Below are 18,888 nucleotides of genomic sequence, written 5' to 3' on the forward strand. Positions count from 1 at the left end.
GTTCCCGGCCGAGTCCGCCCGGCCCCTCCCGAGTCCGCCCGGCCCCTCCCGTGTCCGTCCGGTCCGGGCTCCGCCCGGTGCTTCCCGTGTCCGCCCGGCCCTTCCCGGCTCCGGCCGGTCCCGGTTGCGTCGCCGGGTGCGCTCAGTCCCGGGCGACGCCCGGGGCGACGACGTCCTCGGGCCGCTCGTACGGCGTCGCCCCGGCGCGCGCGCGTGCCCGCGTGCCGCAGAACGCCGACTCCAGCGTCCGCAGCATGGCGTTGTGCACGCCGGTGCTGTTGGACGCGTTGGCGAGGGCGGCCAGGCTGCGGCGGCCGTCCTTCGACGTGAACGCGTACGTGTAGTAGCCCTGGACGGCGCCCGTGTGCCCGTACACCGACACCCCGCATGACAGGTCGCGACGCCGCAGCCCCAGCCCGTACGCCTGGGTGGCGCCCGCCGGGACCCACCGTCGCATCTGCTTCAGCGACGCGGCCGAGGTGAGCTTTCCGCTCAGCAGCGCCGAGAGGAAGGCGTCGAGGTCCCGGGTGCTGGAGATGAGCGCGCCCGCGCTCTGCGCCCAGGAGACGGTCTGCGCCGTCGCGTCGACCAGGGCCGCGCCCGGTGTGTCGGGGGTGAGGTAGCCGAGGGTGCGGCGGCCGGGGATCCGGGTGCCGGGGTGGACGTAGGAGGTGTCCCGCAGTTTCAGCGGTTCGATGATGCGGGTCCGGTACTCGGCGCCGACGGGGTGCCCGGTGAGCTTCTCGATGAGCAGACCGGCGACGACGAAGTTGGTGTTGGAGTAGGAGTAGGGGCCGCCGGGCGCGGTCGTGCGGGGGTGGCTCAGCGAGCGGTTCACCAGCTGACGGTAGGTGAAGACCTTGGTGCGGACCGCCTCGAAGCCGGAGACGGTGTCGGCGAACATGGCGTTGGTGTAGTCGTACAGGCCGCTGCGATGGCTGAGCACCTGACGGACCGTGATCCGGCTGTCGGGCAGCAGCCCGGGCAGATACCGGTCGACCGGGGCGTCCAGGGAGAGCCTGCCCTCGTCGACGAGTTGCAGCAGTACGACGGCGGAGAAGGTCTTGGTGACGCTGCCGATGCGGAAACGGTCGGCGTTGCTCAGGGCGCGCTGCGTGCGCCGGTCGGCGACTCCTACGGCGACCGTGTGCATCGTGCCGGAGTCGTCGAGCCGGGCCATCGCACCCGGTGTGCCCTGGCTCACCGCCGTGCGCAGCACGGCCCGCAGGCCGGTGAGGTCGGGCTTGGGCAGCGCGGGGGCACCGGCCGCGGGGAGCGGGGGCGCGCCGGACACGGCGTGGGCGGACGGGGCCGTGAGCGACAGCAGCGCCAGCCCCAGGGCGGCCCTCAGGGTGGTCCTCGCTCTCCTTCTCCCTCCCTCTCTCCTCCTTCCTTCCCTCCTTCTGTCTCTCCGTCTGTCTCTCCGTCTGCGCTGGTCCGTTGCTGATGCGAGATCAGTCACATCCACCTGAGGGAACCTTCCTCCGTCGCGTCACATCTCCACAGCAGGCGCACAGTTGGTCGCTCATCGATCACTGGTCGATCACCGTGCGCCGCGAATTCGCCAAGTATCGCCATGAAAGTGGCGTAAAGCGGCTATTGCGACCCTGACCGTCCGAACGAAGGAACTCTCACCAGTGCCGAGAGCACACATACGCACCCTGGCCGTCGCCGTCGCCGTCACCACGGCCGCCACCGGTCTGGCGGGCACGGCCTTCGCGGATCCGTCCGCGGGGGACGCCCAGGCCACCACGGCGACCGCCGGCGCGCAGGCCACCGCCGTGGTGCGGGCCGCCCGCACCGCCGCCTTCGCCCACGCCCCGGCGACCGGCGTCGGCCAGGACGACGAGCTGCAGGCGCAGGACGTCATGATCGACCCCGAGGGCGCGCGCCACGTCCGCTTCGTCCGCACCCACCAGGGCATGCCGGTCCTCGGCGGCGACCTCGTCGTCCACCTGACGTCGCGGCTCGCGTACGCGGGCGTGACCCGCGCCGCCGGCCATGCCGTGACGCCGGCCACCGTCACCGCCGAGCTGACCGCCCGCCAGGCGGAGCAGAAGGCCGCCGCCGTCGCCCAGGGCGACGCCCAGACCGCCGAACTCGTGGTCGACGCCCGCTCCGGCGCCTCCGCCCTCGCCTACCAGGTCCAGGTGACCGACAGCGACACCACCGAGGCCGGCGGCTCCCGCACGGTCGTGGTCGACGCCGTCACCGGCAAGGTGCGCAGCAACACGCCCGACAGCGACGAGTTCCTCTCGCCCCGACTGCTCGACACCCTGCGCGAGCGCGGCGAGACCCTCGACCCCGCCACCGGCACCGCCCCGCAGAGCGCCGGCCTCACCGCCGTGGCGCCGTCCTCGGCCGCCGCCCGCTACCCCGCCACGGCCACCGGCACCGGCAGCTCGCTCTTCGTCGGCAAGGTCCCGCTCACCACCACCCGCACCGCGCGGACCAGCTACCTGCTGAAGGACCCCACCCACTGGGGCACCGAGACGCGCGACGCGAAGAACAAGGAGCTGGAGAACTTCGCCCGCGGCACCAAGTTCACCAGCAGCACCAACAAATGGGGCAACGGCGCCGTCTCCAGCCGCGCCAGCGCCGCAGTCGACGCCCAGTACGGCATCACCAAGACCCTGGACTTCTACAAGAAGACCTTCGGGCGCAAGGGCATCGAGAACAACGGCAAGGGCGCCCGCGCCATGGTCCACTTCGGCACCAAGGTCGCCAACGCGTTCTGGGACCCGACCTGCGACTGCATGCTGTACGGCGACGGCGACGGCGACATGTTCAAGAAGCCCCTCGTCGTCCTGGACGTCACCGGCCACGAGCTCACCCACGGCGTCGTGGACGCGACCGCCCGCCTGGAGCCCACCTACGTCGACGGGGACGGCAACCAGTACGGCGAGCCCGGCTCCCTGAACGAGTCCCTCGCGGACATCTTCGGCTCCAACGTCGAGTTCAGCGCCAACAACCCCAAGAACCCGCCGAACTACCTCATCGGCGAGAAGCTGGGCCTCGACCAGACGTTCCTGCGCCGCCTCGACAAGCCGTCGCTCGACGTGCTCGAGGGCACGATCGACTACTGGTCGCCCCAGACGTACAGCGCCGAGGTCCACGCCGGCTCCGGCGTCTCCTCGCACGCGTACTACCTGCTCGCCGAGGGCAGCGGCGTCAAGAAGATCGGCGCCGTCACCTACGACTCGCCGACCTACAACGGGGCCACGGTCACCGGCATCGGCCGTACCAAGGCCACCGCGATCTACTACCGGGCCCTGACCCGCTACATGGTCTCCTCGACCGACTTCCACGGCGCGCGCACCGCGACCCTGAAGGCGGCCAGGGACCTGTACGGCCAGGACAGCACGGAGTTCAAGACGGTGAACAAGGCCTGGGCCGCCGTCAACGTGACCTCCGCGAACGTCCCGCCCGCCGTCCGCTGACGGCGCCCCCGGGACGCGGGACGCAAGGACGCCAGGACACCTGAGGCCGGCGGGTCAGCCGGACCCGCCGGCCTCAGGCGCGAGCAGTCCCTCGCGATGGGCGATCGCCACCGCCTCCGTACGGCTCGCCGCGCCCACCTTGGCGAGGATGTGGGAGACGTGCACGCTCGCCGTCTTGCCGCTGATGAACAGCTCCTCGCCGATCTGCCGGTTGCTGCGCCCGAGGGCGAGCAGACGCAGCACGTCCTGCTCCCGGGCGGTGAGCGAGGCCGACCGGTCCGCGGCCGACGGCGCGGAGTCCGCGAGCCGACCCCGGCGGATCAGGGCGTCCACCCGCTCCAGCAGAGGAGCCGCGCCCAGTCGTACGGCGGTCTCCCGGGCGGCGTGGGCCTCGGCGGCCGCCTCCTCGCGCCGTTCGGCCGCCAGCAGGGCCTCGGCGCAGCGCAGTCGGCAGCGCGCCCGTTCGTAGGCGTCGCCGTAGTCGAACGCGGCCACCGCCTTCGCCCAGGCCGTCGCGTCCGGACCGACGGCGGCCCAGGCCCGCTCCGCTTCGGCGCGGGCCAGCCAGGCGCGCCCCTCCGGGCCCTGCGGCAGGCCGCTCTGGCCGTGCAGGGCCACCGTCCTCGCCGACTTCAGCAGGTCGTCCGCGGTGGCCGACCAGTGGCGGGCCGCCGTCTCGTCGCCGGTGCGCCGCGCCTGCGCGGCCGCGTCGGCGACCGCCGAGAGGGCCAGCGCGGCGAGCCGGACGGTGACGTCGGGGAGCGTCCCCGCGTCGTCGGTGAGAGCTTCGACGGAGGACCGCATCCGGGCCACCGCCGCCTCGGCGTCGCCCCGCAGCGCGGCCGCGTCGGTCAGCACGATGCCCGCGACGAGCGTCGCCATCCAGTCGAAGGGCCCCTCCGTCAGCGCCAGGGCCCGCTCGACGACGCCCGGCTCACCGCGCGCCAAGCCGACCGACAGGGCGGGACCGACCGTGTAGCCGCCGGCCGAGGGCAGCACGGCCTGGTCGACCGACGCCGTCCGTACGCACTCGTCCCAGCGGCCCAGCGTGTAGAGCAGCAGCAGATGCAGATACCGCATCTCCAGGGGATAGGGCGAGGACAGCAGACCCGCTCTGCGGGCCCGGTCCAGGCCCTCGGCCAGCCAGGGCAGGGACTCCTCCAGCTCCCCGGCCTCGTAGGAGCCGATGGCCAGGTTGAACAGGGCGCGCATCTCCACGGGCGCGTTGCCTGCACGCCGGGCCAGCTCACGGGCCTCCTTCAGCCGGTCGCGGGCCGCGGGAGAACGGCGGCCGTCCCCCTCCACGGTGGCCAGCGAGATCAGCAGGTCGGCCCGGGCGTCCGCCAGGTCCAGCCGCTCGGCGACGGCCAGGGCCTGGTGGGCGACGCGCAGTGCGGTCTCGGAGTCGCCGACCTGACGTGCCGCCAGGACATGCGTGGCCGCGGCCCACACCCACGTCGGGGACGGCGGCTCGGCGGGGATCATGGCCAGCGCCTCGCTGCTGTAGCCGAAGGCGGCGCTGAGACTGTCGACGCCCATGAGGGTGCCGGCCAGCGTGTACCGCACGCGTGCGGCCAGTTCGGAGTCGGTGTCCCGGCCCACGCCCGCGAGAGCGGCCCGGGTCAGGGAGACCGCGCGATGCGCCTCCCCTGCATGTGCGGCCGCCGCCGAGGCGCGCAGCATCAGCGTCACCCGGTCGCTTCCCTCGCCGGGCGGCCGGGACGACGGATCCACCGCCGGCCACAGGTCGAGGGCGGCCTCCAGGTGGTGCAGCTCCTCGGCGGGCGCGCCGACCCGGCGGGCGTGGTCGGCTGCCTCCAGCGAGGCGGCGAGGGCCTCCACCGGGTCGTGGCTCTCGCGGTAGTGGTGGGCGCGCTCCGCGGCCGTCTCCGGGCGCCGGCCCCGTCCGGCGAGGAGCCGCGCGAACGCCCCGTGCAGCCGCCCCCGTTCACCCGGGAGCAGATCCGCGTACACCGCCTCGCGGGCGAGCGCGTGCCGGAAGGCGTACGTGTCGTCGGCGCCGGAGACGAGCAGCTGACGGCCGACGGCCTCGCGCAGCGCCGTCTCCAGCTCCTCCTCGGGCAGTCCGACCGCGTCCCGCAGCAGGTCGTGCTCGACGCGCCGTCCGGCGACGGCCGCCGTGCGCAGCACCTGCTGGGCGGTCTCGGAGAGCTGCTCCACGCGGATGAGGAGGAGGTCGGCCAGCCCGCTGGGCACCCCGCCCGCCGCCGGGTCCGTGGCGGCGAGCAGCTCCTCCGCGTAGAAGGCGTTGCCCTCGGCGCGCTCCACGATCCGGCGCACCGTCGCCTCCGGCAGCGGACGCTCCTCCAGCGCGCGCACCAGCCGGGTCACCTCGGCGTCCGCCAGGGGCCGCAGCTCCAGCCGGTCCACGGCCGGCAGCCGCACCAGCTCGGCCAGCAGCGGACGCAGGGGATGGCGGCGGTGCAGGTCGTCCGCGCGGTAGGAGGCCAGCACCGCCAGCCGGTGCGCCGCGCCGCCGGCCGGCCGTTGCAGCAGGCCCCGGCTGAGCAGGAAGCGCAGCAGGTCCCGGGAGGACTGGTCGGCCCAGTGCAGGTCCTCCAGGACGAGCAGCAGCGGCGCGACCTCCGCGAGGTCGGCGAGCAGGCCCGCCATCCCTTCGAACAGCCGCAGCCGGTCTCCCTCACCGCCTGAGCGCGTGGGGGGACCGCCATCCTCCCGTACGGCGTCCGTGCCCGCGCCCAGCAGTCGGTCGACCACCGGATGCGCGGCGAGCGCGGCCGTGCACCGCTCGTCGGCGGCGAGCACGCTCAGAATCTCCGTGAACGGCAGATAGGGCAGTCCGACGTCGCCGAGGTCGACGCAGTGCCCGGTGAGCACCGTCATGCCCGAGCGCGCGGCCCGCGCGGCGACCTCGTCCAGCACCCGCGTCTTGCCCACCCCGGCGTCCCCGGCGACCAGCACCGCGCGTGCCTCACCGTCCCGGGCGCGCTCGAGCACGCCGAAGAGCCGGGCGAGTTCCTCGTCCCGGCCGATGAACGGAGTGGCGAACACGGTCTGCGGCACGGCTCCATCCTGGCACGCGGCACTGACACCGACGGCTGCGACCAGGAACGGAGCCCTGCCGGACCGGTCTCAACGGCGCAGCGACCGCGCCCAGTCCGCCGGCACCCGCCCGGCCGGCCCCGGCACCGACTGGTCCGCCGGGTGGCTGACCGGAGGGGCCAGCTCGGGCCCGGACTCGTACAGCTCGTCGGTGGAGTAGTCCCAGAACCACTCCTCGCCCGGCTCGAAGCTGCGCACCAGGGGATGCCCGGTCGTCTTGTAGTGGCCGGTGGCGTGCTGGGCGGGGGAGGAGTCGCAGCAGCCGACGTGACCGCAGGTCGCACAGCGCCGCAGATGGAACCACCAGCCGCCGGCCGCGTCGCAGTCCACACAGCCGCTGCCGCTGGGCGGGACGCTCGGGTCGATGGCGTTGCCGTCGGTCATGCGGGCTCCTCGGCGTTCAGGGCGGTCTCGGCGTTCACGGGGGTCCCGGCGTCCCGGACGGACTCGGACTCGGACTCGGAGTCGGGTTCGGCGGCGGTGAGCGGCAGCAGGACCTGGAAGCGGGTGTCGCCCGGCGCGGAGTCGACGTGGAGTTCGCCGTGGTGCTTGTTGACGACGATCCGCCAGGAGATGTCCAGACCGAGCCCGGTGCCCTCGCCCACCGGCTTGGTGGTGAAGAAGGGGTCGAAGATACGGCTGCGGATGTCCGGCGGGATGCCCGGCCCGGTGTCGCGGAACTCCACCAGCAGCCGGTCGCCGTCCAGCGCCGTCCGCACGGTCAACGTGCCCTCCCCGCCGGTGCTGTCGATGGCGAAGACGGCGTTGTCGACGAGGTTGGTCCACACCTGGTTGAGCTCCGCCGGGTAGGCCGGGACCTCCGGGACCGTACGGTCGTATTCCTTGACGACCTCGATGCGCTGCCCGATCTTTCCCGACAGCATCAGCAGGGTGCTGTCGAGGAGTTCGTGGACGTCGACGACCCGGTAGGGGGCGCGGTCCAGCTGCGAGTACTGCTTGGCGGCGTCGACGAGGTGCGAGATACGGGTGGTGGAGTCGCCGATCTCGTCCATCAACAGCTCGGTCTCGACCGTGTAGTTGAGCCACCCGATCGCGTTCGGCAGGATGTCCGCGTCCACGGCCGCCGCGACCTGCTCCAGCCAGTCCACGTCCAGCCCCGCCTGCACGAAGACCGGCGCGATCCGCCAGCCGTCCGTGATGTCGTGGTCGTCGAGCCAGTCGGTGAGCGTGTCCTCCCGGTCGGAGGCCTCCAGGGGGCTCAACACCGGTGCCTTGGCGACCAGTTCGGCCGTGCGCTCCTGGATCTCGACCAGCCGGGCCAGCGCGTCCGGGTCGTATCCGCCGGACGCGATGATGCCGAGCTTGTGCCGCATCTTCGCCACCCGCTCGCGCAGCGTGGCGGTCGCGCGGACCGCCGCCGCGGCCGGGTTGTTGAGCTCGTGGGTGAGGCCGGCCGACAACGAGCCCAGGGCCAGCAGCCGTTCCCGCTGGCCGATGGCCCGCTGGGCGTTCTTCGAGCCGAAGAAGAGGCCCTCCAGCAGATGTGCGGCCATCGGGAACCACTCCCGCATGACGGCCGAGAACGACTCGGCGGGCAGCACGAAGAACCGCGTCGGCTCCGTCACCCGCATCGAGTTGTTGTAGACCTGCGGCACCCGGTCCCCGAGATACGCGGTCATGGCCCCCGAGTACACCCCGCGCTGCGAGGTGCGGTTCACCTCGATGTCGTCCGCGCCGACCCGGCGGGACAGCACGACGGCGCCCTCGATCATCACGTAGAAGCAGGTCGCCGGCTCGCCCTCGGCGTACACCGGACCGGGCTCGAAGAGCTCCACCCGGCCCTCGCTGCACAGCCGTCCGAGCTGCTCGGGGGAGAGCTTCTCGAACAGGAACAGCGCCCCGACCTCGGCGGGGCTGCACGGCATCAACCGCCCGCTCATGACTGCTCCAGATACCGGTGGACGAGCATCACGGCCATGGCTCCCTCTCCTACGGCGGACGCGACGCGCTTGGCGGACTCCGCGCGCGCGTCGCCCGCCACGAACACGCCGGGAATGTTGGTCTCCAGGTGGTACGGCGGCCGGTCCAGCTCCCAGCTCGCCGGCGGCCGCCCGTCCGGCGTGAGGTCGGGCCCGGCCAGGATGAAGCCGCGCTCGTCGCGCAGCACGGCGCCGTCCAGCCAGTCGGTGAGCGGGGCCGCGCCGATGAACACGAACATCCACTGCGCGTCCACGAGTTCACTTGCGCCGCTGTCCACGTCCCGCAGTGTCAGCTGCTCCAGCCGGCCGGAGCCGTGCGCGGCGTCGACGACCGTGCGGGTGCGCACGGTGATGTTGGGCGCCTCCTCGATCTGCTGGATCAGGTAGTACGACATCGACGCGGCCAGGGACTCCCCGCGCACCAGCAGCGTGACGGACTTGGCGCCCTTCGCCAGGTGCATCGCCGCCTGTCCGGCCGAGTTGGCGCCGCCCACGATGTACACGTCCTGCCCCTGGCAGGCGGCCGCCTCGGTGAGCGCCGACCCGTAGAACACCCCGCAGCCGGTCAGGTCGTCGCAGCCCGGGGCCGCCAGCTGCCGGTAGGACACGCCCGTCGCGAGGATCACGCTGTGCGCGGCCACCGCCGAGCCGTCCGAGAACCGGACCACCCGCGCCGATCCGTTGACCTCCAGGCCCGTCACCTCGCGCGCGGTGAGGATCTCGGCCCCGAACTTGGCGGCCTGCCGCCGCGCCCGGTCGGTGAGCTGCGCGCCGGACACGCCGTCGGGGAAACCCAGGTAGTTCTCGATGCGCGAGCTCTGCCCGGCCTGTCCGCCGGTCGCCGACCGCTCCACGAGCACCGTCCGCAGCCCCTCCGACGCCCCGTACACGGCCGAGCCGAGCCCGGCCGGGCCGCCGCCGATCACCACGAGGTCGTAGAACTCGGCCGTCGGCGTCGTCGCCAGGCCCACGCGGGCGGCCAGCTCGGGTGAATCCGGCTCGAGAAGCGGCTCGCCCTCCTGGGTGATCACCAGCGGCAGCCGCTGTCCGTCCGCACCGGCCGCGGCCAGCAGCCGCCGCCCCTCGGGGTCGTCGGCCGAGTACCAGCGGTAGGGCACCTGGTTGCGGGCCAGGAACTCCCGCACCTCCGAGGAGCGCGCCGACCAGCGGTGTCCGACGACCTTGGTGGCGGGCACCGGCCGGTAGTCGCTGTTGCGCCAGGCGTCCAGCAGATCGTCCAGGACGGGGTAGAGCTTCTCCTCCGGCGGGTCCCACGGCTTCAGCAGATAGTGGTCGAGGTCGACGACGTTGATCGCGTCGATCGCCGCGTTGGTGTCGGCGTACGCGGTCAGCAGCACGCGCCGCGCGCCCGGGTACACGTCCAGGGCCTCTTCCAGGAACTCGATGCCGTTCATCTGCGGCATCCGGTAGTCGGCCAGGATCACGGCCACCAGGTCGCCGCGCAGCTTCAGCTCGCGCAGCGCCTCCAGCGCGGACTCCCCGGACTCCGCGCGCACGATCCGGTACGAGGCGCCGTAGCGGCGTCGCAGGTCACGGGCGACGGCACGGGAGACCCCCGGGTCGTCGTCCACGGTCAGGATGACGGTCCGCGCTGTATCGGCGGCCTGTGCCATACGTCTCCACCCCGAGAACGGTCAGAAATCGCGGCACGACGAACCCCGCGCCGGATTCGCCCATCGTATGTTCGATCGCCCCGGTTCGCTCGGAGTCGCCGGGGACGGTGCGCTCCCGGTACAAGGTCGGGGCGCGCAGGGGCAACGCGCGCTTCAGCCGTGCCGAGCCGCGAGCACACAGAACTCGTTGCCCTCGGGGTCGGCCAGCACCACCCAGGACTGCTCGCCCTGGCCCACGTCGACGTGGCGCGCGCCCAGGGACAGCAGGCGGGCCACCTCGGCCGCCTGGTCGTCCGGGCGGAAGTCCAGGTGGAGCCGGTTCTTCACCGACCTGCTCTCCTCGACCGCGACGAAGAGGAGGCCGGGGAGCCGGTCCGGGGCGGGTCTGATCTCGTACTCGTCGGACGCGTCGTCGACCACGACCCAGCCGAGGGCCGCGGCCCACCAGCGGCCCAGCGCCACCGGATCGGCCGCGTCGACGACTGTCTGTTCCCATTCCAGACTCATGCGCTCCAGCGTAGTGAAGACTGGCCGGGTACGGATGATCTTTACGCAGGGAGGCCACGGGATGACGAGCCCGATCACGGCAGGGGTCGACGGGACGGACGAGAGCCTCGCCGCGCTGGCCTGGGCGGCGCGCGAGGCCGTCCGGTGCGAGCGGGAGCTGCGGGTGGTGCACGTCTGGCGGTTCCAGCCGGACGCGGCGGCCGACGTCGCCGACCGGGACGCGCAGGAACGGTGGGTGTGGCACTCCGTACGGAAGGCGGTGACGGAGGCCGCCGAGCGGCACCCCGGACTTCCGGTCACCACCGACGTCCTGGAGGGCCCGGCCGTGGAGACGCTGGTCGCCGCCGCTGCCGAGGCCCACACCCTGGTCCTCGGCTCGCGCGGGCACGGCCCGTTCGTCGGGTTCCTGCTGGGCTCGGTCGGCCAGGGGGTGATCGCCGAGGCCGCGCGCCCGGTGGTCCTGGTCCGGGCCGGCGACCGGCCGTCGTCCGAGGCGGCGGGCCGGGAGATCGTCGTCGGCCAGCAGGGCGAGCCGGAGGACAGCGCCCCCGCGCTGCGGTTCGCGTTCGAGACGGCGGCGGCCCGCGGCGCGTCGGTCCGGGCGGTACGGGCCTGGACGCTGCCGCCGGTGTTCGCCTACAGCCCCGGTTCGCTCAAGCTCCTCGACGACGCCGGCGGCCCGGAGCCGTTCGAGAAGAAGGCGCTGGCCGAGGCCGTGGCGCCGTGGCGGGAGCGGTTCCCGGACGTGCCGGTGGTCGAGCACGTGGAGATGGGCAGCGCGGGGCAGGTGCTGCTGGCGGTGGCCGGGCGGGCGCAGCTCATGGTGGTCGGCCGCAGGGTCCACCGCACGGCCGTGGGCGCCCGCATCGGCTCCGTCGCACACGGCGTCCTGCACCACGCGGACTGCCCGGTCGCCGTCGTGCCCCACGACTGACCCACCGGGCCGACCCGTTCCGCCTGTTCCGGCCTGTTCCGGTCTACTCCGGGACGGTCGGCTCCAGGGTCTCCCGGGCCTTGGGCAGGATCTTCTCGATGTAGTCCTCGACCGCGGTGTCGAGCCCGATGTCGTGCTGCGCGTGCTCCGACAGGTACCAGCGGTGTTCGAGGAGCTCGTGGTAGATCTCCGCCGGGTCCATGGAGCCGCGCAGCTCGAGCGGCACGGCGCGCACGGTGGGCCGGAAGACGTCCCGGACCCACCGGTGCGCCAGCACCTCGGGGCGGGCCGCGAGCGGGTCGCCGGGCGCGTAGTCGTCCTGGGTCGCCATCCAGCTCTCCAGGTCGTTCAGCAGCCGCCGGGCCTGGTTCTCCTCGGCGTCCAGTCCGGTCAGCCGCAGCAGCTGCCGCTGGTGGTGGCCGGCGTCGACGACCTTCGGCACGAAGGTGACGGTGTCGCCGTTGGCGGAGTGCTCGATCTGCATCTCGGCGACGTCGAAGCCCAGCTCGTTGAGCCGGCGGATCCGGCGCTCGATGTACTGGTACTTGCCCGCCGGGTACACCGAGACGCGGGTTAGCTCCTCCCACAGCTCCCCGTAGCGGCCGCAGATCTCCATGCCGAACTCGATCGCGTCCACCGACGGGTGCAGCGCCCCGGACGCCTCCAGGTCGAGCAGCTCGCCGCTGATGTTGACGCGGGCGAGGTCCAGGTCGTACTCGCGCTGGCCGGTGCTCAGCTGCGGGTGCAGGTCGCCGGTCTCGGCGTCGACGAGATAGGCGGCGTAGGCTCCCGCGTCCCGCCGGAACAGGGTGTTGGACAGCGAGCAGTCGCCCCACGCGAACCCGGCGAGGTGCAGCCGCACCAGGAGCACGGCGAGCGCGTCCATCAGCCGGTGCATGGTCGCCGGCCGCATGGTCGTCTCGAACATCGAGCGGTACGGCATCGAGCCGCCCAGGTGCCGGGTGACCAGCACCGACTCCAGGGCGTCGCCGGCGTCGTCGGCGCGGCCGGTGACGACGGCCAGCGGGTCGACGGCCGGGATGCCGAGCCGGTCCAGATCGCGCAGCAGCTCGTACTCGCGCAGCGCGGGCCGCTGGGCGAGCTCCTTGACGGCGATCACCTCGTCGCCGGCCCGGGCGTAGCGCACCACGTGACGGGAGATGCCGCGCGGCAGCGGGACGAGGACCTCTTCGGGCCACTCCTCCAGGGGCAGGTGCCAGGGCAGCTCCAGCAGGAGTGCCGGATGCTCCGGGTTGGTGGCGCTGATCTGCAAAGCCATGGCCTGACCTTAGACGGCGCGTTCGCGGGCCTGCTGAGCGGCCGCCCGCACGGACCCCTGGTGGAGGGGCCCGTGCCCGGGCAGCAGCAGCTCGGCCGACAGTCCCTCGATGACGTCCAGCGACGCCACGGCGCGGGCGCGCTCGTGGTGGAACATGTCCGGCAGCAGCTGTGGTCCCTGGAGCCGGGAGGTCGGATGGCCGCTCACCAGGGCGTCGCCGGAGACGACGATGCCCGCCTCGGGGAGGTGGAACACCGTGTGGCCGCTGGTGTGGCCGGGCGTGTGCACGGGCACGGGCCGGCCGGGGAGGTCGAGCGGGCCGTCCGCCGTCGGGAACGCCTCGGGCGCGGTGACCGGGTAGGGCGCGACGCCGTCGGAGCGCAGCACGTGCACCATCCAGGGCAGCACACCGGGCCGCCAGATGTTCCCCAGCACCTGGCCGACGGTCACCTGCTGGAGGAACTCCCGCCGGGCGTGCGGCACTTCGGCCTCGTGGAGGTAGACCGGGGTGGCGTAGGTCGAGCGCAGGTGCTCGGCGGAGCCCAGGTGGTCGTTGTGGGCGTGCGTGATGAGGACGGCCGTGACCGCCTCCGGCGAACTGCCCACCGAGGCAAGGGAGTCCAGGACCCGCTGCCGGTCGCCGGGGTAGCCGGTGTCGATCAGGGTGACGGCGTCCCCGTCCTTGAGGATCACCCAGTTGGTGTTGCCGCCGTGCACCAGGTAGGTGCCGTCCGCCACTTGCCGTACGTCTGCCCGCATGGCCGTCCCATGTCGTGAGGTTCGTGCTCGACGGGGACAGCAAAGCAGATCACCGGGAGGAAACGGAGGGTGGGGCTCCACGCATCCCGAACAGGAACCTCGTCACCAGGCCGAGGACGACGAGGCCGCGCAGGACGTCCAGTTCGGTTCGGCGCACCGGTTCGGCGGTCATGAGACCTCAACGTACGTACCCCTGGCGGGCAGGTGAACGGGTACCGGCGACTCCGTTTCAGCGCACCCCGCGCGGCCGGTACTGGACGCTGATGCGCGGCCCCGAGGCACGGGCCGACTTCGGGACGCAGTGCTCCCAGGTCCGCTGGCAGGAGCCGCCCATCACGATCAGGTCGCCGTGCCCGAGCGGCCGCCGCACCGTCTCGCCGCCGTGTCCGTGCATCGGGCGCAGCAGCAGATCCCGGGGCGCCCCCACGGAGAGGATCGCCACCATGGTGTCCTCCCGGGCGCCCCGCCCGATCCGGTCGCCGTGCCAGGCGACGCTGTCCCGGCCGTCGCGGTAGTGACACAGACCGGCCGTCACGAAGGGCTCGCCCAGCTCGTGGGCGTAGTGCGTGGAGAGCGCGTCGCGCGCCTCGGCCAGCACCGGGTGCGGCAGCGCGTCGTCCGCACCGTAGTAGGCGAGCAGCCGTGGTACGTCCACGACCTGGTCGTACATCTGACGGCGCTCCGCGCGCCACGGCACGTCGGCGACCAGCTGTTCGAACAGGGCGTCGGCGCCGCTGAGCCACCCGGGCAGCACGTCGATCCAGGCGCCGGAGCCCAGTCCGGTGCGGCGGATCCCGTCGAGGGGGCCGAGGCGGAGCTGGTCGGCCTGGTCGAAGAGGGAGCCCTGGAGGTGCACGGTCATGGATCCAGCGTACTCCTTATTCGAATACGCGTTCCAATCTGTCATGTTCCGATCCGTCGTGTTCCGATCTGGATCCAGCTCTTTGGATGCATCCGTGTATCGGATACATTCATGTATCGAACGGAGGGCGGACATGGTGGCGGAGGCGGTGACCAAGCGCGTGACCAGGCGTCGTGTCCGCACGCGGGCCAATCTGCTGGACGCGGCGTTCGCCGTGTTCGCGGCCAAGGGATTCGGCCGGGTCTCCATCGAGGAGGTCTGCGAGGCCGCCGGCTACAGCAGGGGCGCCTTCTATTCGAACTTCGGCAGCCTGGACGAGCTGTTCTTCGCGCTCTACCGGGAGCGGGCCGACCTCATCGCCGAGCAGGTGGCCGGCGCACTCGCCCTCGACGGGCCGGACCTCGACGTCCCCGCTGCCGTGGACCGGGTCACCGAAGTGCTGCTCCTCGACCTGGACTGGCTCCTGGTGAAGACCGACTTCCTGGTGCACGCGGCCCGGGACGCCGCCGTCGCGCAGACCCTGTTGGCCCACCGGGCGCGGCTGCGGCAGGCGATCGCGGACCGGCTCGCCCGGGCGCGGGGCCTCGCCGAGCTGCCCGCAGCGCTGGGCGACATCGACGGCGCGGCGTACGCCGTGGTCGCCGCGTACGACGGAGTCACCACCCAACTGCTGCTGGACAAGGACGTCGAGCGCGCCCGTGTCTGGCTGAAGCACCTACTCACCGCCCTGCTGACCGACGGCAGCGGCACCACCGAATGAGGAAGGCAACGGACGCCATGGACGCGGACGTCATCGTCGTCGGAGCGGGCCTCGCGGGCCTGGTCGCGGCGCACGAACTCACCAGCAGGGGCCGGCGGGTCGCCCTGGTCGACCAGGAGAACGCCGCCAACCTCGGCGGCCAGGCGTTCTGGTCCTTCGGCGGGCTCTTCCTCGTCGACTCCCCGGAGCAGCGCCGCCTCGGCATCAAGGACTCCTTCGACCTCGCCTGGAACGACTGGCAGGGCAGCGCACAGTTCGACCGCACCGACGACGAGGACTCCTGGGCGGTGCGCTGGGCGCGCGCCTACGTCGAGTGGGCGGCGGGGGAGAAGCGGACCTGGCTCGCCGGGCACGGGATCTCCTTCGTGCCCACCGTCGGCTGGGCCGAGCGCGGCGACCTGCGCGCCGACGGGCACGGCAACTCCGTGCCCCGCTTCCACGTCGCCTGGGGGACGGGTACGGGCGTCGTCGAGCCGTTCGTCCGGTACGCCAAGCAGGCCGCCAAGGACGGACTGCTGACCTTCTACCACCGCCACCGGGTCGACGCCCTCGTCGTCGAGGACGGCGCCGCCCGCGGCGTGCGCGGCACCGTCCTCGCCGCCGACGACTCCGCGCGCGGCGTCGCCTCCAACCGCGACCCGATCGGCGACTTCGCACTGACCGCCCAGGCCGTGGTCGTCACCAGCGGCGGCATCGGCGCCGACCACGACATCGTGCGGCGCTACTGGCCCGAGCGGCTCGGCACGCCCCCGGCCGAGATGGTCACCGGCGTCCCCGCCTACGTCGACGGCCGGATGCTCGACATCAGCGCCGAGGCCGGCGTCCGGCTGGTCAACCGCGACCGCATGTGGCACTACACCGAGGGCATCCAGAACTGGGACCCCATCTGGCCCGGCCACGGCATCCGCATCCTGCCCGGCCCGTCCTCCCTGTGGTTCGACGCCCTCGGCCGCCGGCTGCCCGACCCTTGCCTGCCGGGCTACGACACCCTCAACACGCTCAAGCACCTGCGCACGACGCAGGACATCGCCGAGTACGACCACTCCTGGTTCATCCTCACCCGGAAGATCGTCGAGAAGGAGTTCGCGCTCTCGGGCTCCGAGCAGAACCCTGACATCACCGCCAAGGACCGCAAGGCCGTGCTGCGCGACCGGCTCCTCGGCAAGGGGGCGCCGGCGCCGGTGCAGGCCTTCCTCGACCACGGGAAGGACTTCGTCATCGCGGACACCCTCGACAAGCTCGTCGAGAAGATGAACACGCTGACCGAGAAGGCGCTGCTCGACGTGGACGAGCTGCGCCGCCAGATCCAGGCCCGCGACCTGCAGATCGCCAACCCCTACTCCAAGGACTCCCAGGTCCAGGGCATCCGCAACGCCCGCCGCTACATCGGCGACCGGCTCGGCCGCGTCGCGACCCCGCACCGGATCCTCGACCCCGAGGCCGGCCCGCTCGTCGCGGTCAAGCTGCACGTCCTCACCCGCAAGACCCTCGGCGGCATCCAGACCGACCTCGACTCGCGCGCCCTCGGCGCCGACGGGCAGCCGGTCGAGGGGCTGTACGCGGCGGGCGAGGTCGCCGGTTTCGGCGGCGGCGGAGTCCACGGCTACAACGCCCTCGAAGGCACCTTCCTCGGCGGCTGCCTCTTCTCCGGGCGCGCGGCGGGACGGGCGGCGGCCAAGCAGACGGGCTGAGCGGGACCTGGTTCAGTCGAGTTCCAGTCGAGTTCTAGTCGAGCAGGCCGAGCAGCACGGCCGCGTGGCTCTCCCCGGGAGTCTTCGCGGCCGTCAGCAGGGTCACCGGCCCCTCGCGGGTCAACGCCCGGACGCGGTCGAGGAGTTCGGCCGCTTCCGGAGCGGCCAGCTCCGCCTCGTAGCGCCGCGCGAACTCCTCGTACGACCCCTCGCCCGCGTGGTACCAGCGGCGCAGCCCGGTCGAGGGGGTCATCGCCTTGGGCCACTCGTCGATCCGGGCCGCGTCCTTGGCGAGGCCGCGCGGCCACAGCCGGTCGACCAGGACGCGTACCCCGTCCTCGGGCTCGGGCGGCTCGTAGACGCGGCGCACGCGGACGCTCATGGGCGGGCCTCTCCGGGGCAGGGGCGGTGGTGTCGAGCGTAGGCCCGCCGCGCCCGCCGCTGCCGTACGGCTTGACCTGAATGGGGAGGAAACCGGGGTGATCAGTCCCTAGTCTGAGGACGCTTGATCACCCGCCACCCCCCCAAGGAGCGCCCGTGATGCAGTCCCGCAGACGTCTTCCCGTCCTGCGCCGCGAAGCCGTCGCCGCCACCGTCCCCGTCATCGTGGGGTCGTTGCTCGCGATGGCCGGTCCCGCTGTCGCGGCCGGCCCGACGGGAGCGTCCGGCGTCGGCGACCCCTACTTCCCGCTCGCCGGAAACGGCGGCTACCACGTCTCCCACTACGGTCTGACGCTCGGTTACGACCCGGGCAGCCGTCACCTCACCGGCAAGGCGGTCCTCACCGCCCGCGCCACCCAGCGGCTGACCCGCCTCGACCTCGACTTCAAGGGCCTGAAGATCACCGGCCTGACGGTCGACCACGTCAAGGCCGTCTACAAGCGCGACGGGCAGGAACTCGTCGTCACCCCCGCCCGCCCCCTGCGCAAGGGTCAGTCCTTCCGCGTCACCGTCACCTACAACGGCAAGCCGGGCCCGGTCACCGACCCCGACGGCTCGCTCGACGGCTGGATTCCCACCGACGACGGCGCGTTCGTCGCGGGCGAGCCGCAGGGCGCGATGACCTGGTTCCCGGCGAACAACCACCCCCTCGACAAGTCCTCCTACGACTTCACGATCACCGTCCCCAAGGGCCGCACCGCCGTCGCCAACGGCGTCCTGCTCGGACAGAGCACCCGGGCCGGCAAGACCACCTTCCGCTGGCGGCAGACCGAGCCCATGGCCGCCTACCTCGCCACCGCGACCGTAGGAAAGTTCCAGGTCAAGCAGTACACGACCCGCAGTGGCCTCAAGGTCTACGACGCCGTCGACCCGCGCGAGGCCGCGGCCGCCGCACCGGTGCTGAAGAAGCTGCCGTCCGTCCTGGAGTGGGAGAGCAAGCTGTTCGGGCCCTACCCGTACCGCGCCGCGGGCTCCCTCGTCGACCACGCCCCGAACGTCGGATACGCCCTGGAGACCCAGTCCCGGCCGGTGTACGACCGGGCGCCCGACCTGAGCACCCTCGTCCACGAGAGCGCCCACCAGTGGTTCGGCGACTCCGTCTCCCTCACCTCCTGGAAGGACATCTGGCTCAACGAGGGCTTCGCCACCTACGCCGAGTGGCTCTACACGGAGCAGCACGGCGGCGACAGCGCCCAGAAGTCCTTCGACGCGCTGTACGCCCGCCCCGCGACCGACGGCCTGTGGGCGTTCCCGCCCGGCGACCCCGGCAGCGGCGCCAACATCTTCGACACCCCCGTCTACGCCCGCGGCGCGATGACCCTGCACGCCCTGCGCACCGCCGTCGGCGACCGCGCCTTCTTCCGCATCCTGCGCGCCTGGGCGGCCCAGCACCGCTACGGCAACGGCACGACCGCCCAGTTCGAGCGGCTCGCGGAGCGGGAGTCCGGGAAGGACCTCGGCGGCCTCTTCCACACCTGGCTGTACGCCCAGGGCAAGCCCAGCACGCCGTAACGCCCGAACCGGCCCGGGAAACCTGACGAGTTCCACATACCTGTC

The 18,888-nt window shown here is 72.7% G+C and carries 16 protein-coding genes; 5 read left to right on the top strand and 11 right to left on the bottom strand.

What is annotated here, in order from left to right:
* Positions 1-142: 142 nt before the first annotated feature.
* The gene (locus OG562_RS42670; protein ID WP_266407764.1) at positions 143-1,294 is read right to left on the bottom strand and encodes a serine hydrolase; all 1,152 of its coding nucleotides are present in this window, start codon (positions 1,292-1,294) and stop codon (positions 143-145) included.
* Positions 1,295-1,637: 343 nt separating this feature from the next.
* Between OG562_RS42670 and OG562_RS42675 the strand changes: the two genes are divergently transcribed.
* Positions 1,638-3,440: a M4 family metallopeptidase gene (locus OG562_RS42675; RefSeq protein ID WP_266407766.1), complete on the top strand. Its 1,803-nt coding sequence runs from the start codon at positions 1,638-1,640 to the stop codon at positions 3,438-3,440.
* A 54-nt stretch (positions 3,441-3,494) separates the two neighbouring features.
* Here OG562_RS42675 and OG562_RS42680 read toward each other — a convergent pair whose 3' ends face one another.
* From OG562_RS42680 to OG562_RS42700, 5 genes are all read right to left on the bottom strand, one after another.
* Positions 3,495-6,485, bottom strand: coding sequence for an AAA family ATPase (locus OG562_RS42680; protein WP_266407768.1), 2,991 nt, complete (start codon positions 6,483-6,485; stop codon positions 3,495-3,497).
* A 69-nt stretch (positions 6,486-6,554) separates the two neighbouring features.
* A complete protein-coding gene (locus tag OG562_RS42685) occupies positions 6,555-6,908 on the bottom strand; it encodes a UBP-type zinc finger domain-containing protein (protein WP_266407769.1) in 354 nt (117 codons plus the stop codon).
* Positions 6,905-8,425, bottom strand: coding sequence for an ATP-binding protein (locus OG562_RS42690; RefSeq protein ID WP_266407771.1), 1,521 nt, complete (start codon positions 8,423-8,425; stop codon positions 6,905-6,907). The genes OG562_RS42685 and OG562_RS42690 overlap by 4 nt, the downstream gene beginning before the upstream one ends.
* Complete coding sequence (locus OG562_RS42695) at positions 8,422-10,098, bottom strand: FAD-dependent oxidoreductase (protein WP_266407773.1); 1,677 nt, start codon at positions 10,096-10,098, stop codon at positions 8,422-8,424. The genes OG562_RS42690 and OG562_RS42695 overlap by 4 nt, the downstream gene beginning before the upstream one ends.
* Before the next feature lie 153 nt (positions 10,099-10,251).
* Positions 10,252-10,605, bottom strand: a complete 354-nt coding sequence (locus tag OG562_RS42700; protein ID WP_266407775.1) for a VOC family protein — start codon at positions 10,603-10,605, stop codon at positions 10,252-10,254.
* A 61-nt stretch (positions 10,606-10,666) separates the two neighbouring features.
* Between OG562_RS42700 and OG562_RS42705 the strand changes: the two genes are divergently transcribed.
* Complete coding sequence (locus OG562_RS42705; RefSeq protein WP_266407778.1) at positions 10,667-11,539, top strand: universal stress protein; 873 nt, start codon at positions 10,667-10,669, stop codon at positions 11,537-11,539.
* A 43-nt stretch (positions 11,540-11,582) separates the two neighbouring features.
* Here OG562_RS42705 and OG562_RS42710 read toward each other — a convergent pair whose 3' ends face one another.
* Genes OG562_RS42710 through OG562_RS42725 form a run of 4 tightly spaced genes read right to left on the bottom strand, consistent with a single transcriptional unit; the run spans position 11,583 to position 14,439 of the window.
* Positions 11,583-12,818, bottom strand: coding sequence for a DUF4032 domain-containing protein (locus OG562_RS42710; RefSeq protein ID WP_266407780.1), 1,236 nt, complete (start codon positions 12,816-12,818; stop codon positions 11,583-11,585).
* Between the two features lie 9 nt (positions 12,819-12,827).
* Positions 12,828-13,577, bottom strand: a complete 750-nt coding sequence (locus OG562_RS42715; RefSeq protein ID WP_266407782.1) for an MBL fold metallo-hydrolase — start codon at positions 13,575-13,577, stop codon at positions 12,828-12,830.
* Between the two features lie 49 nt (positions 13,578-13,626).
* Complete coding sequence (locus tag OG562_RS42720) at positions 13,627-13,749, bottom strand: hypothetical protein (RefSeq protein WP_266407785.1); 123 nt, start codon at positions 13,747-13,749, stop codon at positions 13,627-13,629.
* Positions 13,750-13,806: 57 nt separating this feature from the next.
* Complete coding sequence (locus OG562_RS42725) at positions 13,807-14,439, bottom strand: alpha-ketoglutarate-dependent dioxygenase AlkB (RefSeq protein WP_266407787.1); 633 nt, start codon at positions 14,437-14,439, stop codon at positions 13,807-13,809.
* 133 nt (positions 14,440-14,572) lie between these two features.
* Here OG562_RS42725 and OG562_RS42730 point away from each other — a divergent pair, with 133 nt between their 5' ends.
* Positions 14,573-15,199 (top strand): TetR/AcrR family transcriptional regulator, encoded by a 627-nt coding sequence (locus OG562_RS42730; protein WP_266407789.1) that lies wholly within the window; start codon positions 14,573-14,575, stop codon positions 15,197-15,199.
* 17 nt (positions 15,200-15,216) lie between these two features.
* Positions 15,217-16,890 (top strand): FAD-binding dehydrogenase, encoded by a 1,674-nt coding sequence (locus OG562_RS42735; RefSeq protein WP_266407791.1) that lies wholly within the window; start codon positions 15,217-15,219, stop codon positions 16,888-16,890.
* A gap of 34 nt (positions 16,891-16,924) precedes the next feature.
* Here the strand turns inward: OG562_RS42735 and OG562_RS42740 are convergent, their stop codons facing one another.
* Positions 16,925-17,272 carry a DUF488 domain-containing protein gene (locus tag OG562_RS42740; protein ID WP_266407794.1) on the bottom strand — a complete coding sequence of 116 codons (348 nt, stop codon included), beginning with the start codon at positions 17,270-17,272 and terminating at the stop codon, positions 16,925-16,927.
* Positions 17,273-17,430: 158 nt separating this feature from the next.
* On the opposite strand from OG562_RS42740, the gene OG562_RS42745 reads away from it, so the two are divergent.
* Complete coding sequence (locus tag OG562_RS42745) at positions 17,431-18,843, top strand: M1 family metallopeptidase (protein ID WP_266407796.1); 1,413 nt, start codon at positions 17,431-17,433, stop codon at positions 18,841-18,843.
* Positions 18,844-18,888: the final 45 nt, after the last annotated feature.

Source organism: Streptomyces sp. NBC_01275 (assembly GCF_026340655.1).
Taxonomy (GTDB): domain Bacteria; phylum Actinomycetota; class Actinomycetes; order Streptomycetales; family Streptomycetaceae; genus Streptomyces.

Bases quoted from the DNA above. Each gene is read 5' to 3' on its own strand.
- OG562_RS42685 (WP_266407769.1), bottom strand. From the start codon at position 6,908: ATGACCGACGGCAACGCCATCGACCCGAGCGTCCCGCCCAGCGGCAGC.
- OG562_RS42690 (WP_266407771.1), bottom strand. From the start codon at position 8,425: ATGAGCGGGCGGTTGATGCCGTGCAGCCCCGCCGAGGTCGGGGCGCTG.
- OG562_RS42695 (WP_266407773.1), bottom strand. From the start codon at position 10,098: ATGGCACAGGCCGCCGATACAGCGCGGACCGTCATCCTGACCGTGGAC.
- OG562_RS42700 (WP_266407775.1), bottom strand. From the start codon at position 10,605: ATGAGTCTGGAATGGGAACAGACAGTCGTCGACGCGGCCGATCCGGTG.
- OG562_RS42705 (WP_266407778.1), top strand. From the start codon at position 10,667: ATGACGAGCCCGATCACGGCAGGGGTCGACGGGACGGACGAGAGCCTC.
- OG562_RS42710 (WP_266407780.1), bottom strand. From the start codon at position 12,818: ATGGCTTTGCAGATCAGCGCCACCAACCCGGAGCATCCGGCACTCCTG.
- OG562_RS42715 (WP_266407782.1), bottom strand. From the start codon at position 13,577: ATGCGGGCAGACGTACGGCAAGTGGCGGACGGCACCTACCTGGTGCAC.
- OG562_RS42720 (WP_266407785.1), bottom strand. From the start codon at position 13,749: ATGACCGCCGAACCGGTGCGCCGAACCGAACTGGACGTCCTGCGCGGC.
- OG562_RS42725 (WP_266407787.1), bottom strand. From the start codon at position 14,439: ATGACCGTGCACCTCCAGGGCTCCCTCTTCGACCAGGCCGACCAGCTC.
- OG562_RS42730 (WP_266407789.1), top strand. From the start codon at position 14,573: ATGGTGGCGGAGGCGGTGACCAAGCGCGTGACCAGGCGTCGTGTCCGC.
- OG562_RS42735 (WP_266407791.1), top strand. From the start codon at position 15,217: ATGGACGCGGACGTCATCGTCGTCGGAGCGGGCCTCGCGGGCCTGGTC.
- OG562_RS42740 (WP_266407794.1), bottom strand. From the start codon at position 17,272: ATGAGCGTCCGCGTGCGCCGCGTCTACGAGCCGCCCGAGCCCGAGGAC.
- OG562_RS42745 (WP_266407796.1), top strand. From the start codon at position 17,431: ATGCAGTCCCGCAGACGTCTTCCCGTCCTGCGCCGCGAAGCCGTCGCC.